The sequence below is a fragment of the Dermatophilaceae bacterium Sec6.4 genome, assembly GCA_039636865.1.
GTDB lineage: Bacteria > Actinomycetota > Actinomycetes > Actinomycetales > Dermatophilaceae > Allobranchiibius.
In genome coordinates this window covers 900,899-925,922 of sequence record CP144172.1, presented here as the reverse complement: position 1 = coordinate 925,922, position 25,024 = coordinate 900,899, and the positions used below count along the sequence as shown (strand labels likewise).

Here is a 25,024-nt window from a genome sequence, read left to right as displayed (position 1 = left end):
CCAAATCTCACGTCTCCTGCAGGTGCGCGAGCAGGTTCGCTGCGAACCGGACGCCCATCCCCGCCATCACCGCGTTCATCGCCGTCACGACAGGGATCTTGGCGAGCCTGGGCAGCGGCAGATCCACCGAAACCTCCAGGTCGATCACGAGGTGGGTGGTGCCATCAGCTTTCGGCGTCAGCAGGTAGTAGCCCTCGGTACCGGCCTTGTCCTCGGTCTGGGCCGGATCGTGACTGAAGCTGATCCGCTTCATCGGCTCGTAGGTCATCACCTCGGTGAACGTGGGCGAGAACTGTTTGTTCAAGACCGGGATCGAGGTGAGGGTCCAGATCCACCGGTCGCCGTGAGCTTCGATCTTGTTCAGGAACGGTGTCAGCTTTGTCAGCAGGTCCGGATCCGTGAGGGCCGCCCAGATCTGCTCCTGCGACGCTTCGACGTCGGCTTCGGAGTGGTTGTGGGCCTTGAACTGAGTCATGGCTTCCTCTTGGCGGGGTGCGCTGCGCTCAGCCGGCCCAGGTCGGGTCGGCCGCCGTGCGGTATGCCGGGTCACTGGCTCCCGGCTCGGGTAGCCGCCCGTGCGTACGGCCCTCATTCTCCAGGGCAGCAACCACCGACAGCTCAAAGCTGAGCAGACCGCCCAGTTCCGGCTCGATCAGTTCCTGTATGTCGTGCTCGCGGCAGATCACCTCGTGCACCAGGCTGCCGACGAGTGGGGCAGCGACGCCGCGCGGCACGGGAGTCAGGACGCCGATGACCTCACCGGCGATTCCGGTCAACACCTCGGGGGCCTGCACGGTGAACAGGTGCCGCCTACGCAGGCCCGCGATCTTGGCGTACCTGATCACCATCTCGCGGTAGTCGAGCACGTCGGGTCCGCCGATATCGAAGGTTCGGTTGATGCTCGGATCCATCGCGGCACTCTGCACGAGGTAACGCAGCGCATCGCGGATGGCGATGGGCTGCAACCTGTTGCGTACCCAACTCGGCGCGGGCGCGATCAGCAGCCGACGACTGAGATGACGCAGTAACTCAAAGGATGCCGACCCCGCTCCCAACACGACCGCGGCCTGCAACACCGTCGCGGGTACCTCCCCGGCAAGCAAAATGTCGCCCACCTCGACCCGCGACGCCAGGTGCTCACTCAGCGGGCCTTCCGGGTGCAGCGCCCCCAGATACACAATTCGGCGGACGCCCGCGGCTGCTGCCGTCTGCGCGCACAACCGCGCCAGCACGGCATCACGCTGGGCAAAGTCACCTGCCCCGTCCATCGAGTGCAGCAGGTAGTAGATGACGTCGACGCCATCGCAGGCGGCGGCAAGATCTGCGGCATCTCCCGCGTCACCGCCCCGGATATCCGCGCGAGCGGCCCAGTCACGGTCGGCCAACCGCTCGGGGCGCCGACTCAGCACCCTGGTGGCCCATCCGGCCTGCAACAGTTGCGGCACCAGGCGCGAACCGACGTACCCGGTCGCTCCGAGCACCAGGGCGCGCCCCGGTGAAGTGGGCGTCATGCCCGCTCCCCGGATTGCCCTTGGCACCGCGGCAGACCGTTCACGTCAGCGACGCGCCTCGATGATCGGCGGCAGCACGAGCAGCATGCCGGTCGACCAGGTCATATGGATCACGATCGGACCCTGCACGCCGCCCGTCGTGCGACGCTCGATACCGACGAGGACACCGAGCGCGGCAGCCGCCAATACCAGCATCGGGTTACCGGTCGCAGCCGTGATGACCGCATAGGCGGTGGTCGTGACGATGATCTGATGCGGATTCTTGGTGCCCGCGTACAACGCGCCGCGGAAGAAAAGCTCCTCGCCGACGCCGGTGAGGATGGTCAGCGGGATGACGACGGGCAACGACCCGAAACGGGCGTGATTGAGTACCTTGAGCATGGGTCGCCGAAAGACTGGGTAGGGCGCCACCACGGCGGCGATCGCTGCGAAGCCGACCACCGCACCGGCACCGATCGTCATCGGACGGATGACAGGTCGAGCCTTCTTGTCGGGCACCCGGGTGCTGCTCCAACCGGCGTGCAGCGGACCCGAGGCGAAGGCTCCCCCCGCCCATACCGATGCCAGGGCAACGGTGTGGGAGTAGAACGCGCGGCTGCCCGGCTGTTGGTTCAGCGCCTTGCGCAGCAGCGGGGTGCCGACCACGATAGTGACTGCGGTCACCCACTGGCGACGACGGAACTCCTCTTTCGTCTGCCAGTGATCGCGTTCGATGGGAACCAGCCACGAGTGCTTGCTCGCACTGTTGAGCCACCCTTGGGTGCGCGTCTTGAGACCGTCCCAAACACTCATGCTTCTCAGTCTGCCAGTCACCTTTTCTTGATGATCAGGCGACCGGGTCAGTGCCCCGAGTTCCGCAACACCCACCCGCGGGGCGTCACCGCGCTCAGCACCGACGTGCCGCCGGTCCACTCCGGCGCGTACCGCGCGCTCCGACCGGGAGCAGACACGAACCGACAGCCATTCAGAGCAATGTCGATCAGCTCGGTCCGCGTGTCGGCGTAGCTGAAGTAGATGTCGACACGCGAACCGTCGTCGGCCGGGCAGGCGAAACTCGCGGTGGCGGGGATGACCCTGTCGTGGTCGACCTCGTGGGCCAGCGCGGTCGCGCGCGCTGCCGTCAACTGGGTGGTGAGTGCCTGACATCGTGCGCTGTTCAGGCCCGGCTGCCACACAGCGGTGCCACCGCTCGGATCTGGGTCGATGAACGCCGGCGCATCTTTTGCCTTCGCCACCGGCACCGGCACCGGGGGTGCGCTGCAAGAGCCGTGCAGACGTTTCGGGTGCTGCACCTGGACCTCGCGGAAAAAAGGAACACCGTGAGAGGACGACAATCCGATATGCACCGAGCTGGACCGGCTGCCCCCGTTGCTGCATCCGCTCACGCCTGCAGCAGCGACGAGGACAACGACCACGTATCGCGAGTTCATGCCTGGCCTGACTCCATGCCACATATGACGACAGATCGACCACACCGGTTGGGCACTTTCGCGAACCGCGTATCAATCAGCCCCGATCGACCCGAAATCGTCGAAGTAGCACAGCGTGGCTACTCGCCCGGCTGAGCACCGTCGTAGCCGCCGATCACGATCATGTCGACATCTGCAGCCCCGAGCCGGTGCTCGCGTGCGGCTTGGTAGGCATCAGACCGAAAACACGCGAGCGCGTCATCGTACGAGGGGAACTCGATCACGACGTTACGCGATCGGCTCTCGCCCTCGACGGTCTCGTAATCACCACCGCGCACCAAGAACCGTCCGCCGTAAGCGGCGTAGGCGGGCCCGTTCGTCGCAACGTATTTCGCGTACTGCTCCGGATCGTTGACCTCGACCCGTCCGACCCAGTAACCCTTGGCCATCGTGTGCACCCTTCGTCGTCGCCGTCCAACTTCTACCGCCCTGACCCTAGACACCGGAACGGACACCGCGCCGTAGCTACCAGTGCGGATGTCCGCACCCGCCTACTTCTGATTCACTGCACTAGACTGGTTCTACAGCTCAGGGACAGGCGCGGAACGTGTGGTGGGACGTCGCGCATCGCTCGCATGCTCGGAGTCACTGATGTCCCCCACGACCTCTTACAAGGCATTGTTCGCGATCAGCGGTCGCCGCTACATCGTCATCGCCTTCCTCGCCCGTCTCCCACTCGCAATGAGCCAGCTCGGCGTCCTGCTCCTGGTGGCCGAGCGCACCGGTAGCTACGCGATCGGTGGTGGTTGCGCCGGCGCGCTGGCTCTGGCCAACGCCATCGGCGCCCCGCTGTTCGGCAACGCTGCCGACCGCATCGGCCAGCGGCCGATAGCTCTCACCCAGTCGATCTCGGGCGCCGCCGGCCTCATCGCAATCGTCGCGCTCTCGCAGTCCGCAGTTGCGTGGCCGTTGATTGCGGCCATGTGCGCCGCAACCGGGCTCATGCTGCCGCAGGTCGGCCCGCTCGCCCGGGTGCGCTGGCGGCCGATCATCGCCCACCGTGACCAGCCGGTGCGCCTCGTGGACACGGCGTTCTCCTACGAAGGCGCTGCCGATGAAGCCTCTTTTGTCCTCGGCCCGGCATTCGTAGGCATTTTCGGCGCCTTCGGCGGGCCACAGTTCGCGCTCGAGATCGCCGCCGTCGTGTTGGCGGTCTTCGGTGTGTGGTTTGCCGTGCATCCCACTGCGGCCCTGATTCAGCGCACCTCCCTGACACAAGGGGCACCCGCTCGGCTGCTCACTCCTGCCATCGGGATCCTGTGCGTGGCGCAGCTGCTCATCGGCTCGGTCTTCGGCTCGGTGCAGACGGGCACCACCGTCATCGCGACGAACGCCGGTTACGCCTCCATCACCGGCCTGTTCCACGCATTGCTGGGTGTCGGAAGTGTGCTCGCAGGGGTTGGGATGGCTGCCGTGCCGGCGACCTTCGCGTATGCCGACCGGCTGCGGTTGGCCGCGCTGGCCCTCTTTGCCCTGTCGACGCCGCTCCTGCTGGTGGATTCACTCGCGACACTCATCCCCGTGCTCCTCATTCTCGGCTGCTGCGTCGCGCCCTACATGATCACCACCTTCACGTTGGCGGAGGTCATCACGCCGATGCCGCGGGTAGGTGCCGCGATGACGTTGCTCGCGGCCGCGACCGGGCTGGGGTACGCCTGCGGCACCACCATCAGCGGGTACTTCGCCGACGAGCACGGCGCCACGGGTGCCTTCGCCGTCACGGTTACCGCCTGCGTTCTGGGCGCCGCACTGGCTGTCGGCACTCGACGCCCGTTGCTGCGCGCCTCCTCGCAGGTGAAAGACGCGGCATCCGTCCCGGCATAGGCTGAGGTCATGGCTTCTACTGACCTTTTTCGCACCCCGATAGCCCAGAACGCCGCAGCTGCAGTGGCCGCCGGGGCGGGCGTCTTCCTGCAGCCTGCACGGCTGCCCAAATGGGGTCGGCGCGCCTTGAAGTTCGCCAATACGGCCGGCACCGTGAGCTCGGTCTTCATGTCCACCCGCAGCAAGGGCAACCCGGCCGGCGATTTCGGTGTCGAGCCGACCCGCACCAAAGCTGAGACGGTCGCCACAGCGAGCTCAGCTCTGGCCATCGCAACCGGCGGAATCACCCTGGTCAGCTCCGGTATCGGCCTGAAGGTCGATGCAAAGGTCGAGGGATATCTGATCGGCAAGGGCATCAGGCACCCCCGCATCTGGATGGCCGTCGGCACCGTCGTCGTGCTCTTCGCGGTGAAGCAGGCGCAGGACTACGCCGGAAAACGAGCCGAGGAAGCGGCGCGCAAACAGCTGGAGAAGAAGCAGAAGGGCTGACAGTGGCTCAGCACCCCCTGCCCCCCGATGCCACTGACGTTGCTGGCGCTGCCGAACGGTTGGCGGGCGTCGCCCACCGGACTCCGGTGTTGACCTCGTCACGCGTCGACGCTGACATGGGGATGCATCTCTTCCTGAAGGGTGAGCATCTGCAACGGGTGGGCGCGTTCAAGTTCCGCGGTGCCTACAACGCGATCAGCCAACACGCAGGTCCGGCAGGCGTGGTGGCATTTTCTTCCGGAAACCATGCGCAGGCAGTGGCCAAGGCTGCGGCACTGCTCGGCATACCCGCGACGATCGTGATGCCCACCGACGCTCCGGCGACCAAGCTCGCGGCAACCCGCGGGTACGGAGCCGACGTCGTGCTCTATGACCGCCGCACCGAGGACCGTGCTGCCATCGCTGCCGGCATTGCCGATCGGTCCGGGGCAATGCTGCTGCCGCCGTTCGATCATCGCGATGTCATCGCCGGTCAGGGCACAGCGGCCCGAGAACTCATCGCGCAGGCGGGGCCACTTGATGCGGTGATCGTGCCCCTCGGCGGTGGGGGTCTACTGGCGGGCACCTGTCTCGCGGTGCGGGCGGCGTGCCCGGAGGCGCTGATCTTCGGGGCCGAGCCGGCGGCGGGCGACGACGGCAAACAGTCTTTGGAAGCCGGCCACATCGTGTCCATCGACGTGCCGGAGACTCTCGCGGACGGTGCGCAGACCACTGCGCTGGGCACCCTGACCTTCCCGATCATTCAGCGGGAAGTCACCGACATCGTATTGGTGACCGACGCCGAGCTGATCGAGGCGATGCGGTCGCTCGCTGCGACGTACAAGGCCGTGGTGGAGCCCACCGGAGCACTCGCCTATGCCGCAGCCCGTATCCTGTGCGACCGGCTGGCGGGTATGCGGGTCGGTGTCATCATCTCCGGCGGCAACATCGACCTCGACCGTTACGCCGCGTTGCTCGCCACCTGACCCCTGGCAGCGCAAGTGCAGTGCCGCCGACCGGGGTGGGGTCAGCCTGAGATGTGGTGCCAGAACAGCACATAGACGGCCGCCAGCATCAGCACAGTTCCGGTGACCGCGAACGGCCGACCGGTGCGTGCGATCGCCTCGGCGACCTGCGGTGAGGCTCCCTGATCCACCATCCGCTGACTCGGGGTACGCCGCATCTTCGGAATCGCGCGCACTGGCGCCAGCATCGCGGCATAAGGCACATAGAGCAGCAGCACCAGGATCGCCAGCGGGATGCGCAGCCAGAACAGCCCCCACAACTGCTCGCTGAGCACTGCGACAACGAGCGCTGCGCAGGCAGCGAGCAGGGCAGCCAGCTCAGGCAGGAGAGTGACCGCCTGCGCCCGCTTCGGAGTGCCCCTGGACCGCTGCACCAGCCAGAGCAGGTGCCGCTCCTGGAATCGGTGCCGTACCCACCACACCAGGCCCAGCACGATCGCAAAGGCGGCGATCACTGCGGGGATCTTCACGGGACCAGACCCTAGCCGTCCGGCGCTCCAGCGGCACTTTCGCGCGACGGTCACGTTAGGGCAGGCTGCAGACATGGCCGGCAGCAGTGAAGAGTCCATCGAACCCGTCGACGCACTTCGGCGGATCGCCTTCCTGCTGGAACGGTCGCGCGCCGGGACCTACCGCGTCCAGGCGTTCCGCAACGCAGTCGACACCGTCATCGCGACCCCCCGCGAGGAACTGGACCGACGAGCCGACGCCGGCACACTGCAACAACTGTCCGGCATCGGCAAGGCAACCGAAGCGGTGCTGATCGAGACCTTGGCGGGAAAGCGACCTGAGTACCTGAGCGCCTTGGAGGACAAGAGCGCGGGGCCCCTCGTGGAGGGCGGCGAGGAGTACGCCGCGTTACTGCGTGGTGATTGCCACTGCCACTCCGACTGGAGCGATGGAGGTTCGCCGATCCCCGAGATGGTCGCCACTGCAATGGAACTCGGCCGCGAGTACATCGTCCTGACTGATCATTCGCCACGGCTGAAGATCGCACACGGACTCACTGCCGAGCGCCTCGCGGAGCAACTCAAGGTCATCGACACGATCAACCGACATGTCGACGGGTTCAGGCTGTTGCGTGGCATCGAGGTCGACATCCTCGACGACGGTTCACTGGACCAGAGCGAGGAGATGCTCGCGCGACTCGATGTCCGGGTCGCGTCGGTGCATTCGAAACTGAAGATGAGCAGGGACGCGATGACACGCCGGATGATCGCCGCGGTCACCAACCCCCGCACCAATATTCTCGGCCATTGCACCGGCCGGCTGGTCGAAGGCGGTCGGGGTACGCGCGATCAGTCCGTCTTCGATGCCCGCGCCGTCTTCGAAGCATGCGCAGAGCACGACACCGCAGTGGAGATCAACTCGCGTCCGGAGCGGTGCGACCCACCGGACGAACTCATCGAGCTGGCGATGGAGGTCGGTTGCCTCTTCTCCATCGACAGCGACGCTCACGCCCCAGGGCAGCTTGATTTCCTGGTCTACGGAGCCGCACGCGCTCAACGACTCCGGGTGCCGCCTGAGCGGATCCTCACGACATGGGAGGCCGACCGGCTGCTGGAATGGGCGGCCGGCTGACGTCGGTTTTGGACACCGGCGGAGCAACCTCTATAGTTGCGCAAGTCCTCAACGGGTCCGAGATCGCGACACGCGGTGACGGTCTCGTAGAAGTCGGGTCCCCATCGTCTAGCGGCCTAGGACACCGCCCTTTCACGGCGGCAGCACGGGTTCGAATCCCGTTGGGGATACGCAGTACCAGCAACAAACGTTCAAGAGTCACTCTTCATGGCCTTGCATGCAAGGCCCCGTAGCGCAGTTGGTTAGCGCGCCGCCCTGTCACGGCGGAGGTCGCGGGTTCGAGTCCCGTCGGGGTCGCTTTATTTTTGTACGGAGTTGTACCGGGTTGCGAAAGTAGCCCTTCTCGGCCAGATAGCTCAGTTGGTAGAGCGAGCGACTGAAAATCGCTAGGTCGGCGGTTCGACCCCGTCTCTGGCCACCAGCACTGAAGACCGCCCCCGGTTCGCGCCAGGGGCGGTTTTTCGTTCCGCGCGGGCCCGAGTACGCCGCAACCACCTCGATGTCCGAGGATTGGGGCGTGCGCCGCTACCGAAGTCTGCTCCTACTCCTGCTACCGCTCTTCTGGTGGATCTCAGCCGGTCCCGCCTCTGCGCACGACCAGTTGGTCAGTACGACGCCCTCTGCTGACTCCAACGTGACGGCGCCGAAATCAGTACGCCTGACCTTCTCCGACACGGTGATCGCGACCGGCACCAGGATCGAGATCCGCAACTCGTCCGGCGCGCTCGTTGCAGGGACACCGGCGGTGTCGGCGACGAGCGTTTCGGTTGCCCTCCCGGCCGCGCTACCGGCCGGACAGTACAAGGTGGTGTGGCGCGTCACCTCAGCCGATGGTCACCCGGTCAGCGGCAAGTTCGCCTTCACCGCGATTGCTGCGGCCACTTCGTCCAGCAGTACCTCCGCCGCAGGCAGTTCCAGTGCAACGGGCTCGGCCACGTCCGATACGACGAGCGCCACCGGAGGCTCGGTCGCGAGCGCGAGCGCCACACCCACCCAGCGGGTGCCGACCAATTCGACCAACAACGAGCCCGGTTGGGTCCTCGGCGCTGTCGGCGTAGCCGTGCTGGCCATCGTTGCGGCCGTGGCGATCTCACGAAAACGCCTCACTGACGATGAACCACAGGACGGCCCCGCCGACCGCGAAGAGTGACAAATTGGCGCGATACCGCTCTCTTTCGGGCGACCGACCACGCCGGGACTCCCAACACGACGGGTGGTCACCAGTGTCGGATCAATCCTGGGGTATCTTGGAACGCACGAGAAACCACACGTAACGACATGAGGGGGTTGCGCCATGGGGCGTGGCCGGGCGAAAGCCAAGCAGACCAAGGTTGCCCGGGAGTTGAAGTACTACTCTCCCGACACCGACCTCAACGCACTGCAGCGCGAGTTGCGCTCGCATGGGACGCCGCCACCGGCGCCACCTGCTGCCGTTGAGCCTGAAGACAGCGACGAGGAAGGCTACGGCGACTACTCGCGGTGGGCTTCCGAGCAGCTCTGACCCTACGTCGTCAACGAGCGAACAGCTCGATGACCGGGCCGCTCAGCGTCCACCGGATCATCACCACTGATTGCGTGCTCCCAACCAATGGTCGAGAGCACGCAGTCGTCACTGTGCTGATCCGCGGCGCGGCTCGCCGTCATCCCACTGATTCGTTGTGCCGGAAACGCCCGCTGTGCCTGTGCGGCGCGTCGGAACAGTGGGCGCATCCCGTCAACCGCCAATTTGCAGAGCTGACGGCGGGAGACCTACCGGCTCAGTTCCGGTGCGAGCCGAGGAGGACCGCTGAGCCGCCTTGTGAGCCCTTCGCTCCACTGACCACGTCGCCGCGGGACCCTTTGTAGCCGGCGTCGACCTGCACCTCGCCGAGTGCCCACGCGGACAGTCCCATCGCACCAAGTGCTGCAATGGCGGTATCCGCGTGCTCTGGCCGCAGCATCACAGTGAAGCCCACGCCCATGTTGAGGGTGCGCTCCAGATCCGGTTGCGGGACGCGCCCCAGTTCGCCGATCACACTGAAGACGGCTGGCGGGGTCCACGTATCGCGGTTCAGCGTCGCTAGCAGGCCTGCAGGCAGCACCCTGGCCACATTGGCGACCAACCCACCCCCGGTGATGTGCGACAGGCCGTGCACATCGATTCCGTCGGTGCGGATCAAGCGCAGCAGATCGGCCGCGTAGACGCGGGTGGGTGTCAAAACCTCCTCGCCCAGGGTCTGTCCGAATTCCTCGACCTGCCGCTCCCAGGACCAGCCTGCGGCCGCGACCACTCTTCGCACGAGCGAGAACCCGTTGGAGTGCAACCCCGAGGAACCCACAGCGAGTACCACGTCACCGGCCTGGATCCGGTCCGGCGTGAGCAGGTCGGAATGCTCGACCACCCCGGTTGCGGCACCCGCCACGTCGTACTCGTCGGGTTCCAGCAACCCCGGGTGCTCGGCGGTCTCCCCGCCGATCAACGCGACGCCTGCCTGAGCACACGCTGCTGCGATTCCCGACACGATGGCAGCGACCCGTTCCGGCACCACTTTGCCGGTTGCGATGTAGTCGGTCATGAAGAGTGGTTCGGCGCCGCACACGACGATGTCGTCCACGACCATCCCGACCAGGTCGAACCCGATCGTGTCGTGCTTGTCCAGCGCCTGTGCGACAGCGACCTTGGTGCCGACGCCGTCCGTGGAGGTGGCCAGCACGGGGCGGGTCATCCCGACCAGAGCGGACGCGTCGAACAACCCGGCGAAGCCGCCGAGTCCGCCGATCACCTCGGGCCGTTGCGCCCGTTGGACCGAAGCCTTCATCAGTTCCACGGCCCGGTCACCGGCCTCGACGTCAACTCCAGCGCCTGCGTAGGTGATCGGGGCTTCACTCATGGTGTCCTCAGGCATTCGGGTCGGCGGCTAGGCAAGGCACGAGCGCTTCGCGGTCGTCCTGAAGCGATTGGCCGCGGAAGTTCGCGAGACTTCACGGGTGCGACAGAGCGCCGCTACCGCCGCCGGACACCCCGGTGCCGACCCCGTCAGCGTCCCGGAGGCCCACAGGCGAGCGGCGATCAGCCTCGGTGTGCTGAATGGACGCGTCGTGACCGGTGGCCAGGTCGATGGGCAACGTTTCCAGCAGATTTTTACCGATCCGCCCGTCTTCGGGGAGCGGGATCGGGTACTCCCCGGTGAAACACGCGGCGCACAGTGTGTCCGCGGGTTGCCCGGTCGCGCCGATCATGCCTGCTTCGGAGATATAGCCGAGCGAGTCGGCGCCGATCGAGGCGCGGATGGCCTCGGTGTCCAACCCGGTTGCTATCAGCTCGGCGCGGGTGGCGAAGTCGATGCCGTAGAAACACGGCCACCGCACCGGCGGGCTGGAGATACGCACGTGGATCTCCAAGGCGCCGGCTTCGCGCAGCATTCTGATCTGCGCGCGCTGGGTGTTGCCGCGCACTATCGAGTCATCGATCACCACGATGCGTTTCCCACGGATCGCGTGCTCCAGCGGGTTGAGTTTGAGTCGGATACCGAGCTGACGCAGGGTCTGACTGGGTTGGATGAACGTGCGTCCGACGTACGCGTTCTTCACGAAGCCCTGGCCGAACGGGATCCCGGCTTCCTGCGCGTACCCGGTCGCTGCAGGCACCCCGGACTCGGGTACACCGATGACCAGGTCGGCCTCGACGGGGTGCTCGCGCGCCAGTTGGCGCCCCATCGCCACCCGCGCCTCATGCACGACCCGCTTGCTGATCACGGCATCGGGGCGCGCCAGGTAGACGTACTCGAAGACGCAGCCCTTGCGATCGGCCTCGGCAAAGCGGTGCGAGCGCAACCCGTCGCCGTCGATGGCAATCAGTTCGCCGGGCTCGATCTCCCGCACGACGCTTGCCCCGATGGTCTGCAGCGCAGCGGTCTCCGAGGCGATCACCCAGCCGTTCTCGAGGCGGCCGAGGGCCAGCGGCCGCACCCCCTGAGGATCGCGAGCGGCGTACAACGTCGTTTCGTCCATGAAGACGAAGCAGAAGGCACCACGAAGCTTTGGAAGCACCTCCATGGCGACGTCCTCCAGCGAACGCTCCGGATCCTCAGACAACAACGCGGTCACGAGGGCCGTATCGGAGGTGTTTCCGCGCGAAATTTCACCGGTGACCTTACGACCGGCATGCCGCTCTTCAACCATCTCGCGCAGCTCGGCGGTGTTGATCAGGTTTCCGTTGTGCGCCAGCGCGACCGTGCGGTCTTCGCTCCCGCCAAGTGTGGGCTGAGCATTCTCCCAGGTGCTACCACCGGTAGTGGAGTACCGACTGTGCCCGATCGCCAGGTGTCCGCGGAGGGACGCAAGACTGGATTCGTCGAACACCTGGGAAACCAGGCCCATGTCCTTGTAGATCAGAATGCTGTGTCCGTCGCTGGTCGCTATACCGGCGGATTCCTGGCCGCGGTGCTGCAGCGCGTACAGGCCGAAGTAGGTCAGTTTGGCGACTTCCTCGCCGGGCGCCCACACCCCGAACACTCCACATGCATCTTGTGGACCCTTCTCGCCTTGCAAGAGATCGTGCGAAAGCCTGCCGTCGCCGCGCTTCACAGGGTTAAGTCTCCCACGTATGCGGCGACCCGGTTATCGCAGGGAGCGGTACTCGATCAGCGCGACCGCGACCCCGCCGACGACGGCGCCCACGATCGCCCCGATCACCGCCAACAGGGCAATGGCAGTGCTCTGTGTGTAGTTGCCGGTGTTGGCCCGGATACCGATGAACCCGCCGACCAGCAAACCGATCAGAGCGCCGCTGGCGAGGAAGGCAACGATGTTTGGCGCGCGGCGGACCGGGCGCATGCGGTTGGGCGACTGGTCGGACACCCCTCAACCGTAGGCGAGGTTTCGTTAGGGTTGCCACGTCCCACACCACATCCGTAGAAGTGAGTTGCCATGATCTGGGCTGTGCTCGTGCTGGCGATCCTCGTTGTAGCCGAGGGTCTCTACATTCTGTTGCGCGACCCGAAGCGCGGTGGATCGATCGGCATCAATGGCGTTTCCAGCGATCGCAAGGTCAGTAGCGCTGATCCGACGCCTGCAATTGAGTCGAAACCCGATCCCGAGCCGACGCTTGAATCCGAGCCGAGGTCTGAGCCGGAATCGATCAAAGCCGGTGCGGCAACTCCTGCCACGCCTGCGAAAAGGCCCGTCGAGCACCAACCGCAGGCCGAGCAGCAGGCCGTGGCCATGCAGGACGAGGAAGTCGCCAAGGCGCAGCCAGAGTCCGCCCGAGCACCGGATGAGAAGGACGACTCGCCTGCGAACGGTGGCGATGACTGGGATGCACCACCAGCAGCGGTGAATGAGGCGGGATCACCGAAGGCCACTCCGGAACCCGACGAAGGCGAGCCTGCGGGCGCCGCGCCAGTCACTGCTGTGACTGCGGATGCGGCTGGCGCAGCTACGGCTGCTGCTGTCGACGACTGGGACGCACCACCACCAGCCTTGAATGACTCACCCGACGCCACCACGTCGCCAGCCCCCGCAACCGATAACACCGCACCTGCAAAAACACCCGAGGCATCCGTCACAAGCAGTGGCGACGACTGGGACGCACCGCCCCCACCCCTGGACGACACCCCGGCAAGAACATCGCCCGAGCCTGCGAAGAACGACACGGCACCTGCCAAAACAGCCGCACCGCAGGTCGCCCCTGCTGGCGACGACTGGGCCACCCCACCCCCAGCCTTGAATGACTCACCCGACGCCACCACGTCGCCAGCCCCCGCAACCGATAACACCGCGCCTGCAAAAACACCCGAGGCATCCATCACAAGCAGTGGCGATGACTGGGACGCACCGCCCCCACCCCTGGACGACACCCCGGCAACAACACCGCCCAAGCCCGCCAAGAACGACACGACACCCGCCAAAACAGCCGCACCGCAGGTCGCCCCTGCTGGCGACGACTGGGCCACCCCACCCCCAGCCTTGAATGACTCACCCGACGCCACCACGTCGCCAGCCCCCGCCACCGGCGAGCAATCCGAGACCACGGTCGAGCAGGACCAGTCCGAACACATACGCGGCGCGGACAACGTCAGCAACACACCCGGCCCCGACGCGAAAAGCGAACCCGCACCAGCAGGCACACCCGCAGCCGACGCGCCCGCCACGGGCGGCGCAGACGACTGGGCCACCCCACCCCCACCCCTGGACGACACGGCACCTGCCAAAGCAGCCGAACCGCCGGCCCCCGAGCCTGCGGCGAAGTCCGCGTCCGTCAGGCAGCCTGTTCCTGCCGTGGAACCGGACATTGCCGAACAACGCGAGGACACCGACGACGATCAGGCGGCTGCGCGCATCGAAGAACGCGACGCCGCATCCGAAGGTGACACCACCGACGACGACGGTCCGCTCGGACCCGGCTCCGCTGAACCGGGTGACGACGGCTCAGGACCGGCGGGATGGGTAAAGGGAGACGACAACGACATGTCGTTCCACTCCTTGGACTCCCCCGGTTTCGACGACGCGGAGGCGAGTGTCTGGTTCAAGGACGAGTCGACCGCTCGTAACGCCGGCTTCCGTCACTGGGACCCCAGCAAGCGCTGACGTCTCAAATTTTGGACATGCTCAGCGGGGCACAGGTGCCCCGCTGAGCATGTCCAAATCACGGACGGTCGGGTAAGAAGCGGGCGGCCACTTCTTCGAGCACGTCGCGTGAGCCGGCATACGGGCCATCGGCGCGCGGCCAGTGCGTAGTGACGTCAGTGAATCCGAGTTGCCCGGCTCGACCGACCGCGTCTTCGAAACGGCTGACGCTCGACAACGCATACCCACCACTGTCCAGGCTCAGGTGCCGTTCGAAGGGACCCGTCCGATCCTGGGCTGCCAGCGCATTCGTCACCCGATCCGAGCTCTCGGCAATCCCGGCCCACCATTGCGCCTCGTCGCCTCGCTTGCCAGTGGTCACCCAGCCGTCACCGTGGGCCGCCGCGAAGCGGATGTTGCGCGGGCCGTTTGCGGCCAGGATGAACGGCGGCCGAGGTCGCTGTACCGGACCGGGCAGTGTCCGCGCGTCGTCAGCCCGGAAATAATCCCCGTCGTAGGACACGTGGTCCTCTCGTAGCAGCGTGTCCAGCCGTCGAACGAACTCCTCGTAGCGATCGACTCGCTGCCGCGTCGGTAGTTTCGGTTGACCGATGACCGCCGCGTCGCGGTCACCGCCGACGCCCAGGCCGGTCATGAACCGACCCCCGGAGATGTCGTCAACTGCCAGGATGTCACGCATGAAGGTCACCGGATCGCGGAAATTCGGCGAGGCCACAAAGGTGCCCAACCGGATCCGCGAGGTAACCATCGCCGCGGCCGTCAGTGTCGGCATCGTCCCGAACCACGGCGAATCCGGCAGCCCTGCCCAGGTCAGATGGTCGTAGGTCCACGCATGGTCGAAACCCAATTCCTCTGCAGCTCGCCACAGCGGCTCGGCGTCAGACCAGCGGTGCTCGGGCAGGATGGTGATTCCGAATCGCATGGCCTCACCCTACGAGCGGGGCACCAGCGGCAGATATGCCGACAGGTCAGCTCGCCCACCCGATGCCGACAATCGGCCGCTCTGCTCGGCCACCGCCCACGAGATGTCCCCGACTGCTAGCGCCAACCATGAATCAGATTCCAGCTCAACGACGTTCGGTGGAGTCCCGCGCCGATGAGTGGTGCCGGAAATGACCTGCACCGCGCCGTAAGGCGGCACCCGCACCTCGACGCTGCGGCCCGGAGCCTGCAGGGACAGCTCCTCCAGCGTGTAGCGCACCGCAGTCGCCCTGGTTGACCTGTCGAGCGCCGAGGGGTCGGCCATCCAGGCCCGCAGGGCGGCAGCGCCTGCGACGGGATCGATTCGTCGGCGCGGCATACCCACATCCCACCACGGCACTCTGCAGACCTCTGCGCCCGAGTTGTGTGACCTGGCGCGCCCTATTGAGCGCGCTAGGTCGTACAGGTTCTGGAAGTGAGTCACCACAGGGTTGGATGAGCGGGTGGCCGAAATCGAATTCGTGACGGATGAGCGCGGCGGGGTGACCGTCATGCGCGACGGGCATCCGCAGTCGCACGTGCAACCGGAGGATCCCCGACTGCTGGTCTTCGAATACATCCAGCACCTCGCGTTGGTCCTGGACACCCTGCCGACCGGACCGTTGGGGGTGACGCACATCGGCGGCGCAGGTCTCACCCTGCCCCGGTACATCGAAGCAACCCGCCCGGGGTCGCCGCAAATTGTGCTGGAGCCGGACGTCCAACTGACCGAGCAGGTCCGCCGGGAGATCCCGTTGCCGCGCCGTCACCGCATCCGGGTGCGGCCCATTGAAGGCGCCGCCGGTATCGGTGCGCTGCGCGACGCGAGCGCGGACGTGATCGTGCTCGATGCGTACGCGGATGGCCGAGTGCCCGCCGACCTCACCGGCACCGGGTTCCTCAATGAGTGCGCGCGCGTGTTGGCGCCGACCGGCGTCCTACTCGCCAACTTGGCCGACGAGCCGGGTCTGCACTTCGTACGACGCTTCCTGGCAACCGTGCCCGACGCTCTGTGCGAGCGGGCCGTGATAGCGACGAACGAGGTTCTCAAGGGGCGGCGGTTCGGCAATTTCGTGGTCGCTGCGTCAGCTGCCCCACTCGACCACGCCGCGCTGCGTCGAGCGGCGGCGCGCGCCAACTTCCCGACCGGCGTGCGACTGGGCGCCGAGGTGACGGCACTGCTGCGCAGCATCCAGCCGTTCGGTCAGCTCGGTGAACAGTCACCGCAGCCGCCCGACCCGGGAGCCTGGCGGCTGCGCTGAGCCTAGAGGCTCTGCGCAGCTACCAGGCGCACTCGGTGTTCGTTCAGGCGTCAGCCAGGGGGTAGATCGCCGGCGCTCCAGCCATCTGCTCACCGGCGACTTCAAATGCCTTGGCGATATGGGCTGACTTCATGTGTTCTTCCAGGTCGGCCTGCGAGCGCCATTTTTCGACAGTGATGAAAGTGGTGGGCTTGTCGGCGGCGACTTTGAGGTCGTAGCTGATGCAGCCCTCCTCCGCGCGTGTCGCTGTCACCAGGTCCAGCAGTGCGGCCTTGACCGCGTCCTCGCTGCCGGGCTTGGCTTCGATCACAGCGATGACATCCAGATCGGACACGGGGACACCTTCCATCGGGTGCGAGGCCGGGGTGGCCTCAGCTCACCGAAGTCTGACATCCGGCAATGACCGGCTCCGCCAATTCGGGCATATCGGCACCACACTGCCCGAAATGACCGCGCCGTCGACCCTGGCGCGACAGGACGACGTACGGCAATGTGGTCCGGATGAGCGACGACATACTTCGTGACCTGATTGCCGCTGGCCGGATGGGAGGTCTGGCCACCATCAAGAAAGACGGTCGTCCGCAACTGTCAAACGTTGTCTATGCCTACCATCGCGAGCCTGACGTAATCCGCATTTCGGTCACGGCCGACCGCGCGAAGACCCATAACCTGCAGCGCGATCCGCGTGCCAGCATGCTTGTCAACGCCGATGGCGGCTGGAGGTACGCCGTCGCTGAGGCCGACGCCGAACTCGGACCGGTCTGCGCAGATCCGCACGACGAATCGGTGGAGGCCCTGGTCACGCTCTACCGCGCGTTACAAGGCGAGCATGCGGATTGGGCGGACTACCGCGCAGCGATGATCCGCGAGCGCCGCCAGCCCCTCACCCTGCACATCACGCATGTCTACGGGGCCGCCTGACCACCGGGGTCAGCCGAAAATGGCCGGCAATGTCGCTGTGTACGCAGAACTCAGATCGGCGAGCGACAGGTCGTCGACGCCCTCGATGATCAAGCCGTCGACCTCGTCCGAGGTCACCCCGATCGCTGCCATCTCCACGCCGTGCGTCTCGCAGAGCGAGGCGAGCGCATCGGCCTGCCCGGGCGTTACCGCAACCACTGCCCGAGCAGCCGACTCGGCGAAGAGATCAACGAATACGTCGTCGGACAACGAAATCTGTGCGCCAATCCCGTGCCGCAACACACTCTCCATCAGCGCGACCGCGAGTCCACCCTGTGACAGGTCGTGTGCCGAGGCGAACACGCCGCCGCGTGCACCGTCGATCAGCACGGATGCCAGCGCCCGCTCGGCGTCCAGATCGACCACGGGCGGGACGCCACCGAGATGCCGGTGCGCCACCAGTGACCATTCCGACCCGTCCAGTTCCTCGCGCGTCGCGCCGAGCTGGAAGAGATACAGACCGCTCGCGGCCCACGCGGACGGCGTCCGCCGGGCGACGTCGTCGATGACACCGAGGACGGCGAGCACCGGGGTCGGGTGGATCGCGGTTTCGCCGGTCTGGTTGTAGAACGACACGTTTCCGCCGGTCACCGGGATCCCGAAAGCCCTACAACCATCGATGATCCCGTCGACCGCCTGGGAGAACTGCCACATAACACCCGGGTCTTCCGGCGAGCCGAAGTTGAGGCAGTCGGACACCGCAATAGGCAGCGCGCCAGTCGTCGCGACGTTGCGGTAGGACTCCGCGAGCGCGTGCTGCGCCCCGGCATACGGGTCGAGTTGAGCGAACCGGCCGTTGCAGTCCGTTGAGAGCGCGACACCGAGACCGGTGGACTCATCGACCCGCACCACGCCCGCATCGTCCGGCATCGCCAGGGAAGTATTGCCGCGCACGTAGCGGTCGTACTGGTCGGTGATCCACGACTTGTCGCAGATGTTCGGTGAGCCGAGGACCGCGAGCAGGTGCTCGCGGAGTTCACCCGACGTCGAAGGGCGCAGCAGCGACGCGGCGCTGTCGGCCTGCAATGCGTCGAGATACTCCGGTCGGGCGAGCGGACGCTCGTAGACCGGGCCGTCGTGCGCGACCGAACGCGGCGGCACATCGACGATGACCTCGCCACGCCAGGTGATGATCAGGTGGGTGCCGTCGGTGACTTCGCCGAGCACAGTGGCCTCGACGTCCCAGCGATCGGTGATCGCCATGAACTCATCGAGCCGCGCGGGCTCGACGACGGCCATCATCCGCTCCTGAGATTCGGACATCAGGATTTCTTCAGGTCGCAACGTCGCGTCGCGCAGCGGTACCCGGTCCAGCTCGATCGTCATACCGCCGTCACCGGCAGAGGCGAGCTCGCTGGTGGCGCACGACAACCCGGCGCCGCCGAGGTCCTGAATGCCGTCCACGACGCCCGCCGCGTACAGGTCCAGGCAGCACTCGATGAGTACCTTCTCCGCGAACGGGTCGCCGACCTGCACCGAGGGCCGCTTCGTCGGGCCGGCCGAATCGAAGGTCTCCGATGCGAGCACCGAGACTCCGCCGATGCCGTCACCGCCGGTTTTCGCGCCGAAGAGAACGACCTTGTTGCCGACTCCCGTGGCTGCCGCCAAATGCAGGTCTTCGTGCCGTAACGCGCCTACGCACAGTGCATTGACCAGTGGATTGCCCTGGTAGCAGGGATCGAAGACGACCTCGCCACCGATATTGGGCAGACCCAGACAGTTGCCGTAGCCGCCGATCCCCGATACGACACCGGGTAACACCCGCAGCGTGTCCGGGTGGTCGATCGCGCCGAATCGCAGCGGATCCATCACCGCAATCGGACGTGCGCCCATCGCCATGATGTCGCGCACGATGCCACCTATACCGGTGGCAGCGCCCTGGTGGGGCTCGATGTACGACGGGTGGTTGTGCGACTCGATCTTGAAGGTGACAGCCCAGCCCTGCCCGATGTCGACGACGCCGGCGTTCTCACCGATACCCGCGAGCTGCTTGCCGAGCGGCGTCTCCTGCGGTAGGTCACCGAACCGGCGCAGATGCACCTTGGAGGACTTGTAGGAGCAATGCTCACTCCACATCACCGAGTACATCGCCAGCTCAGCGCTGGTCGGACGACGCCGGAGAATCTCGCGTATCTGCGCGTACTCATCCTCCTTGAGCCCCAGCGCAGCCCACGGTTGTACCGCGTCCGCGTCCTGCCCAGCACGGGCGACAGTGTCGAGCGACTCGGTTGAAGGTGCCTGAATAATGTTGTCGTTCATAGACTTCGGAGATTCCTCACGCGTTGACGAGGGAGTGCAGCACAGAGGTGAAGAAGGCGAGACCATCGTTACTCGGGCCGAAACCGGGCTCGACGCAGTGCTCGGGGTGCGGCATCAGACCGACCACGTTGCCGCGATCGTTGGTAACACCGGCGATGCCCCGGTAGGAACCGTTGGGGTTACCGCCCAGATATCGGAACGCGACGCGTCGCTCACCTTCGAGCTGATCGAGGGTGGCTTCGTCAGCGACATAACTACCCTCGCCGTTCTTGAGTGCGACCAGAATCTTCTGGCCGTGCTCGAACTCACTGGTCCAGGCGGTCTCGGCGTTCTCGACACGCAGCCACTGGTCGGTGCAGACGAATTTACGGTGATCGTTGCGGATCAACGCGCCGGGCAGCAGGTGAGACTCACACAGCACCTGAAAACCGTTGCATATCCCGAGCACCGGCAGTCCACCCTGTGCTGCAGGCACCAGTTTGTCCATCACCGGCGCAAAACGGGCAATGGCGCCGGCCCGCAGGTAGTCGCCGTAGGAGAAACCACCCGGCAGGATGACGGCGTCGACCCCGTGCAGATCGGCGTCAGCGTGCCAGAGCGCGACGGGCTCGGCGCCGCCGAAACGCACCGCACGCCGAGCGTCGTGATCGTCCAGCGATCCGGGGAAGGTGACGACGCCGATCTTCACGCGTCGGTCTCCGACTCGTTTGCCGCCAGTGCATGCACGCTCACCACGTCTTCGATGACCGGGTTGGACAACAGCTTGTCGGCAGCTTCGCGGGCCTGCGCGAGCACGGTCTCGGTCACCGGGCCATCGACGGCGAGGACGAACCGCTTGCCCTGCCGTACGTCGGTGAAGCCGTCGAAGCCCAGCCTGGGCAACGCCCCAGCGACGGCCTGCCCCTGCGGGTCGAGGATCTCGGATTTGAGCATGACGTCGACGACGACGTATCCCATCGTTAAGTCTCCTGGTGGCGCGGCGGGTGGTGGCGCGAGACAGCGTCTGGCTCAGGCCTGGCTGAACGGGTTAAATGGTACCGGCGCGCGCTGGATGGAAGGTGCGTCCGGTCAACTGCTGGTAGGCATCGATGTACTTGGCCCGCGTGGCATCGACGACGTCCTGCGGCAGCTCGGGCGGCTCCTGGCCCGACGCGCGGTCCCAACCAGAGGCCGCAGAGGTGAGCCACTCGCGGACGAACTCCTTGTCGTAGGACATTTGCGGATGGCCCGGTTCCCAGGACGCCGCCGGCCAGAACCGTGACGAATCCGGGGTGAGTACCTCGTCAGCCAACACGATCTGACCATCTGCCCGCACCCCGAACTCCACTTTGGTGTCCGCGATCAAAATCCCCTGCGGCGTCGCGATTTCATTGGCACGAGACAAGATCTGCACGGTGAGGTCTCGCAGACGGCCGGCGAGGCCGGCGCCCACCAGCGACACCACCTCGTCGTAGGTCATCGGCTCGTCATGCTCGCCCACCGGGGCTTTGGTACTCGGGGTGAAGATCGGCGTCGGCAACCGGTCCCCATCGACCAGTCCGACCGGCAATTCCTCTCCGCTGACCGTTCCGTCCTGCTGGTATTCCCGCAGCCCGCCCCCCGTGAGGTAGGCGCGAGCAACGCACTCGACGGGCACCATCCCCAATCGCTCCACGAGGACAGCCCGCCCGACGACCTCCGCCGGCACGTCGGTGGACACAATCTGATTCGGCACCAGATCCGCCAACTGTTCGAACCACCACAGCGAGAGCTGGGTGAGCACCGCACCCTTGTCCGGGATCGGCGTACGCAGCACGAAATCGAAGGCTGAAATGCGATCGGAGGCCACCAGCAACAGCTGATCTGCACGCGGCTGACCGCCGCTGTCCAACGGTGCGTACAGATCGCGCACCTTGCCGGAGTACACGTGGGCGAATCCGGGTAGCGACATCGTCATGGGGTCATTCTCGCGGATCGGGAACCCAGTTCGCTCCCCCGGTCGTTGCACAAACTGAATGTCTCTGGTCTGCTGTAGGCAGTCCAACTATCTACTACGGAGGATTTCATCATGGGTATTGGCGACAAGATCTCGAACCTCGCGCAGGACGCCAAGGGCAAGATGCAGGAAGGCGCCGGCAAGGCCACCGGTGACGACGAGCAGGTGGCCAAGGGCAAGGGCAACCAGTCCGGCGCCGACATGAAGCAGGCCGGCGAAAACGTGAAGGACGGCGACCTCAAGGGCGCCGCATCCGACGCGAAGGACGCCTTCGACCACTGAGTCATGTGTCGAAGCCCCCGACCAGCTTTGGTGGGGGGCTTCTTCATGCCCGGACCGAACATTGTGGATAACTGCAGAGCTGGCTAACCGCCAGCGCGACCACAGGCGCAGGTGATGCGCGACTCAGACGGGGTGGGACGCGCGCAGTCAGCCCACGCAGCTGAGCGGTCAGCTCACCGCGTTAGCTGAATCTCGTCGCGCTCCGCCGACAGCGCGATGTCCGTGCGGTGCTGGCTGCCCCGCAACACGATCTGGTCCACGGCTGCGTAGGCCTTGGCCCGCGCCGCGGCGAGCGACTCACCCGTCCCCACGACCGAGAGCACCCGGCCGCCCGCCGAAAGGAGCTCTCCGTCACGCAGCGCGGTGCCCGCGTGCAGCACGGTCACCCCATCGGCGTCCTCAATACCGGTGATCGCATCTCCCGTGACCGGTGGTCCCGGGTAATTTTCGGCGGCAATGACCACCGCGACCGCTACCTCGTCTCGCCACACCAGAGGAGGCTGATCGGCCAGTCCACCGGTGGCTGCTGCATGGAGCAGCGCACCCAGTGGGCTGCGTAGTCGGGCCAGGACAACCTGGGTCTCGGGGTCGCCGAACCGGGCATTGAACTCGATGACGCGCGGTCCTGCAGGAGTCAGCGCGAGACCCACATACAGCACGCCCACGAACGGCGTGCCGCGACGACGCATCTCATCGACTGTGGGCTGAGCGACTCGAGCCACGACGTCCTGCACGAGACCGTCCGGGATCCATTCCAGGGGCGAATAAGCCCCCATTCCACCGGTATTACGGCCGTGATCACCGTCGAGTGCCCTCTTGAAGTCCTGCGCCGGCGCAAGCGGCCGCACCACGTCGCCGTCGGTGACGCAGAACAAGGAGACCTCGGGACCGGCAAGGAACTCCTCGATCACGACGTCACTGCCCCCGGCCAGACAGGCGATCGCGTGCTCAACGGCCTGATGCAGATCACCGGTCACCACGACGCCTTTACCGGCGGCCAACCCATCGTCCTTCACGACGTACGGCGCGCCGATCGCATCCAGCGCGTCGCGAACCTGCGCCTCGTTCCGACAGACGTGACACCGGGCCGTCGGCACATCGGCCGCAGCCATGATCTCCTTGGCGAACGCCTTGCTACCTTCCAGTTTCGCGGCGGCCTTCGACGGTCCGAACACCGCGATCCCGGCATCGCGCAGCGCGTCGGCAACCCCCGCCACCAGGGGGATCTCCGGGCCGATCACCACGAGGTCGACACCGTTGGCCTGTGCGAGATCGGTCACCTCTACGGCATCGCGGCTGTCCTTCAGAGCGCAACACCGAGCGATGGCCGCCATGCCGGGGTTGCCCGGTGCCGCCAGCAGTTGAGTGACTTCGGGGTCTCGGGCGAGGCTGAGCGCGAGCGCGTGTTCGCGCGCACCTGAGCCGATAATGAGGACCTTCACGGTCGCCAAGTTTAGGCCGCGGTGCAGGGGGAGCGCGCCAGTGCGACCAGTCGCAAGATGGCGGGGTGGTGGTGGGAACCTCCCGAAAGTCAGGGGGGAGGTCTTTCGGGAGGATCCCACCGAGAGGACCGGTGGTCTGCCAAGGGGGGTCGGCGACACTTCCGGTGCTCTCACAACCCGAAGGTTGCAACGCCAACTATGCGACCATTCAGGTGCGTATTCAAGTCGACTCGTGTCGAATATCGTCATTGTCGTAAGTCCGCCAATTCGCCGGTGTCGCGACTCCTGTCGACGGCCTGGAAACCACCCCTGAGGGACCCCATCGATGCCAGCCCCCAACACCGCCGACGACAACGCCTTCGATTTCGAGGGCCCCAGCAGGCCCGGCGCAGCGGCCGCCATCCCTGGCGACAACGACCTCAGCGAAATCTATCTGGCCGCGCTGGCCCACCCCGTCCTGCGCCGCGATGACCTGCTCACGACCGGGTTCAACGAGGCAGACATCAGCGAGTCCATTCCCGTACTCGAAGCCCGGGGGATGATCCGGCGCCTGGATGCCTCCAGCTGGCGAGTGCTACCTCCCGATATCGCCCTGCCCGCCTTTGCGACCCGATTGGAGGACCGGGCCCGCGCGGTGCGATCGACGGTTGCGGCAATGACCCAGGTATTCCAGCAGCACACGGAAAGCTCTCGCGGCCTCGAGTCGTTCGAAGGCATTCGCATCATGACGACGCTCGCAGACGTCCGCGAGGCAATCGTGCGGGTCCTCGGAACGGCTCAGACGCAGGTCATGACCGCCTACGCCGATTCGCCGGTCTCCCGGGAGCTGCTGGCCGCTACGCGGGATATCCACGAGCGCGTCCTGGTCAACAGCTCGGGCGACCCGATCGAAGTCCAGGCCAACTACTCCAGCGTGCTCCTGAATGACCCCGGGTTTCCGGAGTTGATGCAATGGCGGGCAGATGCCGGCGAGGAGCAACGGGTCACTCCTGGTCTGCGAATGACCTGCATGGTCAATGACACCGGAATGTCTCTGGTGCACCTCAAGGACGAGAACGGCGCCCCACACGGCCTGATGATCGCCGACAGGGCCCTCTCGCTCGCCATCCGCGAAGTGTGTCGATGGGCCTGGCATATCGGGATCGACTGGCACCCGGGAGCTGCCGCTACCGACCGCACCGACGGCGAAACACAGGCCCGGAACATTCTTCGGATGATGGCTGCCGGCGCCTCCGATGCCGCCATCGCCCGCCATCTGAAGATCTCCCAACGCACCGTGGAACGCCGGGTGCGAGCGATCATGGACCGGCTCAACGCCACGACCCGATTTCAGGCGGGCGTACTGGCAGCGCGCAACAATCTGCTCTGACCATGCCTGAACCTGACCGACCTCACCTCGGCGCCTCCGGACCAGGCGCGGCCGCCGACCGATACAGGTA

The 25,024-nt window shown here is 66.0% G+C and carries 28 protein-coding genes and 3 tRNA genes; 14 read left to right on the top strand and 17 right to left on the bottom strand.

The genetic code is table 11. The annotated features are described in order from the left end of the window. Positions 1-7: 7 nt before the first annotated feature. The 5 genes from V3G39_04580 to V3G39_04560 form a co-directional block, all read right to left on the bottom strand. Entirely contained in the window at positions 8-475 is a 468-nt protein-coding gene (locus V3G39_04580) for an SRPBCC family protein (protein XAS77328.1), read from the bottom strand. Between the two features lie 28 nt (positions 476-503). Further along, positions 504-1,511 carry an NAD(P)H-binding protein gene (locus tag V3G39_04575; protein XAS77327.1) on the bottom strand — a complete coding sequence of 336 codons (1,008 nt, stop codon included), beginning with the start codon at positions 1,509-1,511 and terminating at the stop codon, positions 504-506. A 45-nt stretch (positions 1,512-1,556) separates the two neighbouring features. After that, a complete protein-coding gene (locus tag V3G39_04570) occupies positions 1,557-2,303 on the bottom strand; it encodes a type II CAAX endopeptidase family protein (protein XAS77326.1) in 747 nt (248 codons plus the stop codon). A 47-nt stretch (positions 2,304-2,350) separates the two neighbouring features. After that, positions 2,351-2,941, bottom strand: coding sequence for a hypothetical protein (locus V3G39_04565; protein ID XAS77325.1), 591 nt, complete (start codon positions 2,939-2,941; stop codon positions 2,351-2,353). A gap of 119 nt (positions 2,942-3,060) precedes the next feature. Further along, on the bottom strand, positions 3,061-3,369 hold the full coding sequence (locus V3G39_04560) for a DUF1330 domain-containing protein (protein ID XAS77324.1): 309 nt from the start codon (positions 3,367-3,369) through the stop codon (positions 3,061-3,063). A gap of 202 nt (positions 3,370-3,571) precedes the next feature. Between V3G39_04560 and V3G39_04555 the strand changes: the two genes are divergently transcribed. From V3G39_04555 to V3G39_04545, 3 genes are read left to right on the top strand one after another with little or no spacing between them, the layout of a single operon-like run. Beyond that, entirely contained in the window at positions 3,572-4,804 is a 1,233-nt protein-coding gene (locus V3G39_04555; protein XAS77323.1) for an MFS transporter, read from the top strand. Between the two features lie 9 nt (positions 4,805-4,813). Further along, on the top strand, positions 4,814-5,293 hold the full coding sequence (locus V3G39_04550) for a hypothetical protein (GenBank protein ID XAS77322.1): 480 nt from the start codon (positions 4,814-4,816) through the stop codon (positions 5,291-5,293). Between the two features lie 2 nt (positions 5,294-5,295). Continuing rightward, entirely contained in the window at positions 5,296-6,258 is a 963-nt protein-coding gene (locus V3G39_04545; protein XAS77321.1) for a pyridoxal-phosphate dependent enzyme, read from the top strand. A gap of 41 nt (positions 6,259-6,299) precedes the next feature. Here V3G39_04545 and V3G39_04540 read toward each other — a convergent pair whose 3' ends face one another. Then, positions 6,300-6,767 carry a hypothetical protein gene (locus V3G39_04540; protein XAS77320.1) on the bottom strand — a complete coding sequence of 156 codons (468 nt, stop codon included), beginning with the start codon at positions 6,765-6,767 and terminating at the stop codon, positions 6,300-6,302. Positions 6,768-6,840: 73 nt separating this feature from the next. Between V3G39_04540 and V3G39_04535 the strand changes: the two genes are divergently transcribed. From V3G39_04535 to V3G39_04510, 6 genes are all read left to right on the top strand, one after another. Next, entirely contained in the window at positions 6,841-7,878 is a 1,038-nt protein-coding gene (locus tag V3G39_04535) for a PHP domain-containing protein (GenBank protein XAS77319.1), read from the top strand. 97 nt (positions 7,879-7,975) lie between these two features. Next, positions 7,976-8,048, top strand: a tRNA-Glu gene (locus tag V3G39_04530). A gap of 53 nt (positions 8,049-8,101) precedes the next feature. Beyond that, a tRNA-Asp gene (locus tag V3G39_04525) sits at positions 8,102-8,175 on the top strand. Between the two features lie 48 nt (positions 8,176-8,223). After that, a tRNA-Phe gene (locus V3G39_04520) sits at positions 8,224-8,299 on the top strand. Between the two features lie 96 nt (positions 8,300-8,395). After that, positions 8,396-9,028 carry a copper resistance protein CopC gene (locus V3G39_04515; GenBank protein ID XAS77318.1) on the top strand — a complete coding sequence of 211 codons (633 nt, stop codon included), beginning with the start codon at positions 8,396-8,398 and terminating at the stop codon, positions 9,026-9,028. Between the two features lie 144 nt (positions 9,029-9,172). Then, entirely contained in the window at positions 9,173-9,379 is a 207-nt protein-coding gene (locus V3G39_04510) for a DUF3073 domain-containing protein (GenBank protein XAS77317.1), read from the top strand. Positions 9,380-9,635: 256 nt separating this feature from the next. Here V3G39_04510 and purM read toward each other — a convergent pair whose 3' ends face one another. From purM to V3G39_04495, 3 genes are all read right to left on the bottom strand, one after another. Next, on the bottom strand, positions 9,636-10,748 hold the full coding sequence (purM, locus tag V3G39_04505) for a phosphoribosylformylglycinamidine cyclo-ligase (GenBank protein XAS77316.1): 1,113 nt from the start codon (positions 10,746-10,748) through the stop codon (positions 9,636-9,638). Between the two features lie 91 nt (positions 10,749-10,839). After that, positions 10,840-12,444 carry an amidophosphoribosyltransferase gene (gene purF / locus V3G39_04500; GenBank protein XAS77315.1) on the bottom strand — a complete coding sequence of 535 codons (1,605 nt, stop codon included), beginning with the start codon at positions 12,442-12,444 and terminating at the stop codon, positions 10,840-10,842. 33 nt (positions 12,445-12,477) lie between these two features. Then, complete coding sequence (locus V3G39_04495; GenBank protein XAS77314.1) at positions 12,478-12,717, bottom strand: hypothetical protein; 240 nt, start codon at positions 12,715-12,717, stop codon at positions 12,478-12,480. A gap of 69 nt (positions 12,718-12,786) precedes the next feature. Here V3G39_04495 and V3G39_04490 point away from each other — a divergent pair, with 69 nt between their 5' ends. Beyond that, positions 12,787-14,445, top strand: a complete 1,659-nt coding sequence (locus V3G39_04490; GenBank protein ID XAS77313.1) for a hypothetical protein — start codon at positions 12,787-12,789, stop codon at positions 14,443-14,445. 58 nt (positions 14,446-14,503) lie between these two features. Here V3G39_04490 and V3G39_04485 read toward each other — a convergent pair whose 3' ends face one another. Next, a complete protein-coding gene (locus V3G39_04485; GenBank protein ID XAS77312.1) occupies positions 14,504-15,367 on the bottom strand; it encodes an LLM class flavin-dependent oxidoreductase in 864 nt (287 codons plus the stop codon). Between the two features lie 9 nt (positions 15,368-15,376). Then, positions 15,377-15,745 carry a sterol carrier family protein gene (locus V3G39_04480; protein ID XAS77311.1) on the bottom strand — a complete coding sequence of 123 codons (369 nt, stop codon included), beginning with the start codon at positions 15,743-15,745 and terminating at the stop codon, positions 15,377-15,379. A gap of 124 nt (positions 15,746-15,869) precedes the next feature. On the opposite strand from V3G39_04480, the gene V3G39_04475 reads away from it, so the two are divergent. Further along, on the top strand, positions 15,870-16,667 hold the full coding sequence (locus tag V3G39_04475) for a fused MFS/spermidine synthase (protein ID XAS77310.1): 798 nt from the start codon (positions 15,870-15,872) through the stop codon (positions 16,665-16,667). 43 nt (positions 16,668-16,710) lie between these two features. Here the strand turns inward: V3G39_04475 and V3G39_04470 are convergent, their stop codons facing one another. Then, the gene (locus V3G39_04470; GenBank protein XAS77309.1) at positions 16,711-17,001 is read right to left on the bottom strand and encodes a putative quinol monooxygenase; all 291 of its coding nucleotides are present in this window, start codon (positions 16,999-17,001) and stop codon (positions 16,711-16,713) included. Between the two features lie 167 nt (positions 17,002-17,168). On the opposite strand from V3G39_04470, the gene V3G39_04465 reads away from it, so the two are divergent. Continuing rightward, on the top strand, positions 17,169-17,588 hold the full coding sequence (locus tag V3G39_04465) for a PPOX class F420-dependent oxidoreductase (GenBank protein ID XAS77308.1): 420 nt from the start codon (positions 17,169-17,171) through the stop codon (positions 17,586-17,588). 9 nt (positions 17,589-17,597) lie between these two features. On the opposite strand, the gene purL is transcribed toward V3G39_04465, so the two are convergent. From purL to V3G39_04445, 4 genes are all read right to left on the bottom strand, one after another. Beyond that, positions 17,598-19,886: a phosphoribosylformylglycinamidine synthase subunit PurL gene (gene purL, locus V3G39_04460; GenBank protein ID XAS77307.1), complete on the bottom strand. Its 2,289-nt coding sequence runs from the start codon at positions 19,884-19,886 to the stop codon at positions 17,598-17,600. A 16-nt stretch (positions 19,887-19,902) separates the two neighbouring features. Further along, entirely contained in the window at positions 19,903-20,574 is a 672-nt protein-coding gene (gene purQ, locus V3G39_04455; protein XAS77306.1) for a phosphoribosylformylglycinamidine synthase subunit PurQ, read from the bottom strand. After that, positions 20,571-20,843, bottom strand: coding sequence for a phosphoribosylformylglycinamidine synthase subunit PurS (purS, locus tag V3G39_04450; protein ID XAS77305.1), 273 nt, complete (start codon positions 20,841-20,843; stop codon positions 20,571-20,573). The genes purQ and purS overlap by 4 nt, the downstream gene beginning before the upstream one ends. A gap of 70 nt (positions 20,844-20,913) precedes the next feature. Further along, positions 20,914-21,822 carry a phosphoribosylaminoimidazolesuccinocarboxamide synthase gene (locus tag V3G39_04445; protein XAS77304.1) on the bottom strand — a complete coding sequence of 303 codons (909 nt, stop codon included), beginning with the start codon at positions 21,820-21,822 and terminating at the stop codon, positions 20,914-20,916. A gap of 111 nt (positions 21,823-21,933) precedes the next feature. Here V3G39_04445 and V3G39_04440 point away from each other — a divergent pair, with 111 nt between their 5' ends. Further along, entirely contained in the window at positions 21,934-22,143 is a 210-nt protein-coding gene (locus V3G39_04440) for a CsbD family protein (protein XAS77303.1), read from the top strand. Positions 22,144-22,316: 173 nt separating this feature from the next. Here the strand turns inward: V3G39_04440 and purD are convergent, their stop codons facing one another. Continuing rightward, positions 22,317-23,585 (bottom strand): phosphoribosylamine--glycine ligase, encoded by a 1,269-nt coding sequence (gene purD, locus V3G39_04435; GenBank protein XAS77302.1) that lies wholly within the window; start codon positions 23,583-23,585, stop codon positions 22,317-22,319. A gap of 325 nt (positions 23,586-23,910) precedes the next feature. Here purD and V3G39_04430 point away from each other — a divergent pair, with 325 nt between their 5' ends. Beyond that, complete coding sequence (locus V3G39_04430) at positions 23,911-24,954, top strand: LuxR C-terminal-related transcriptional regulator (protein XAS77301.1); 1,044 nt, start codon at positions 23,911-23,913, stop codon at positions 24,952-24,954. Positions 24,955-25,024 lie beyond the last annotated feature (70 nt).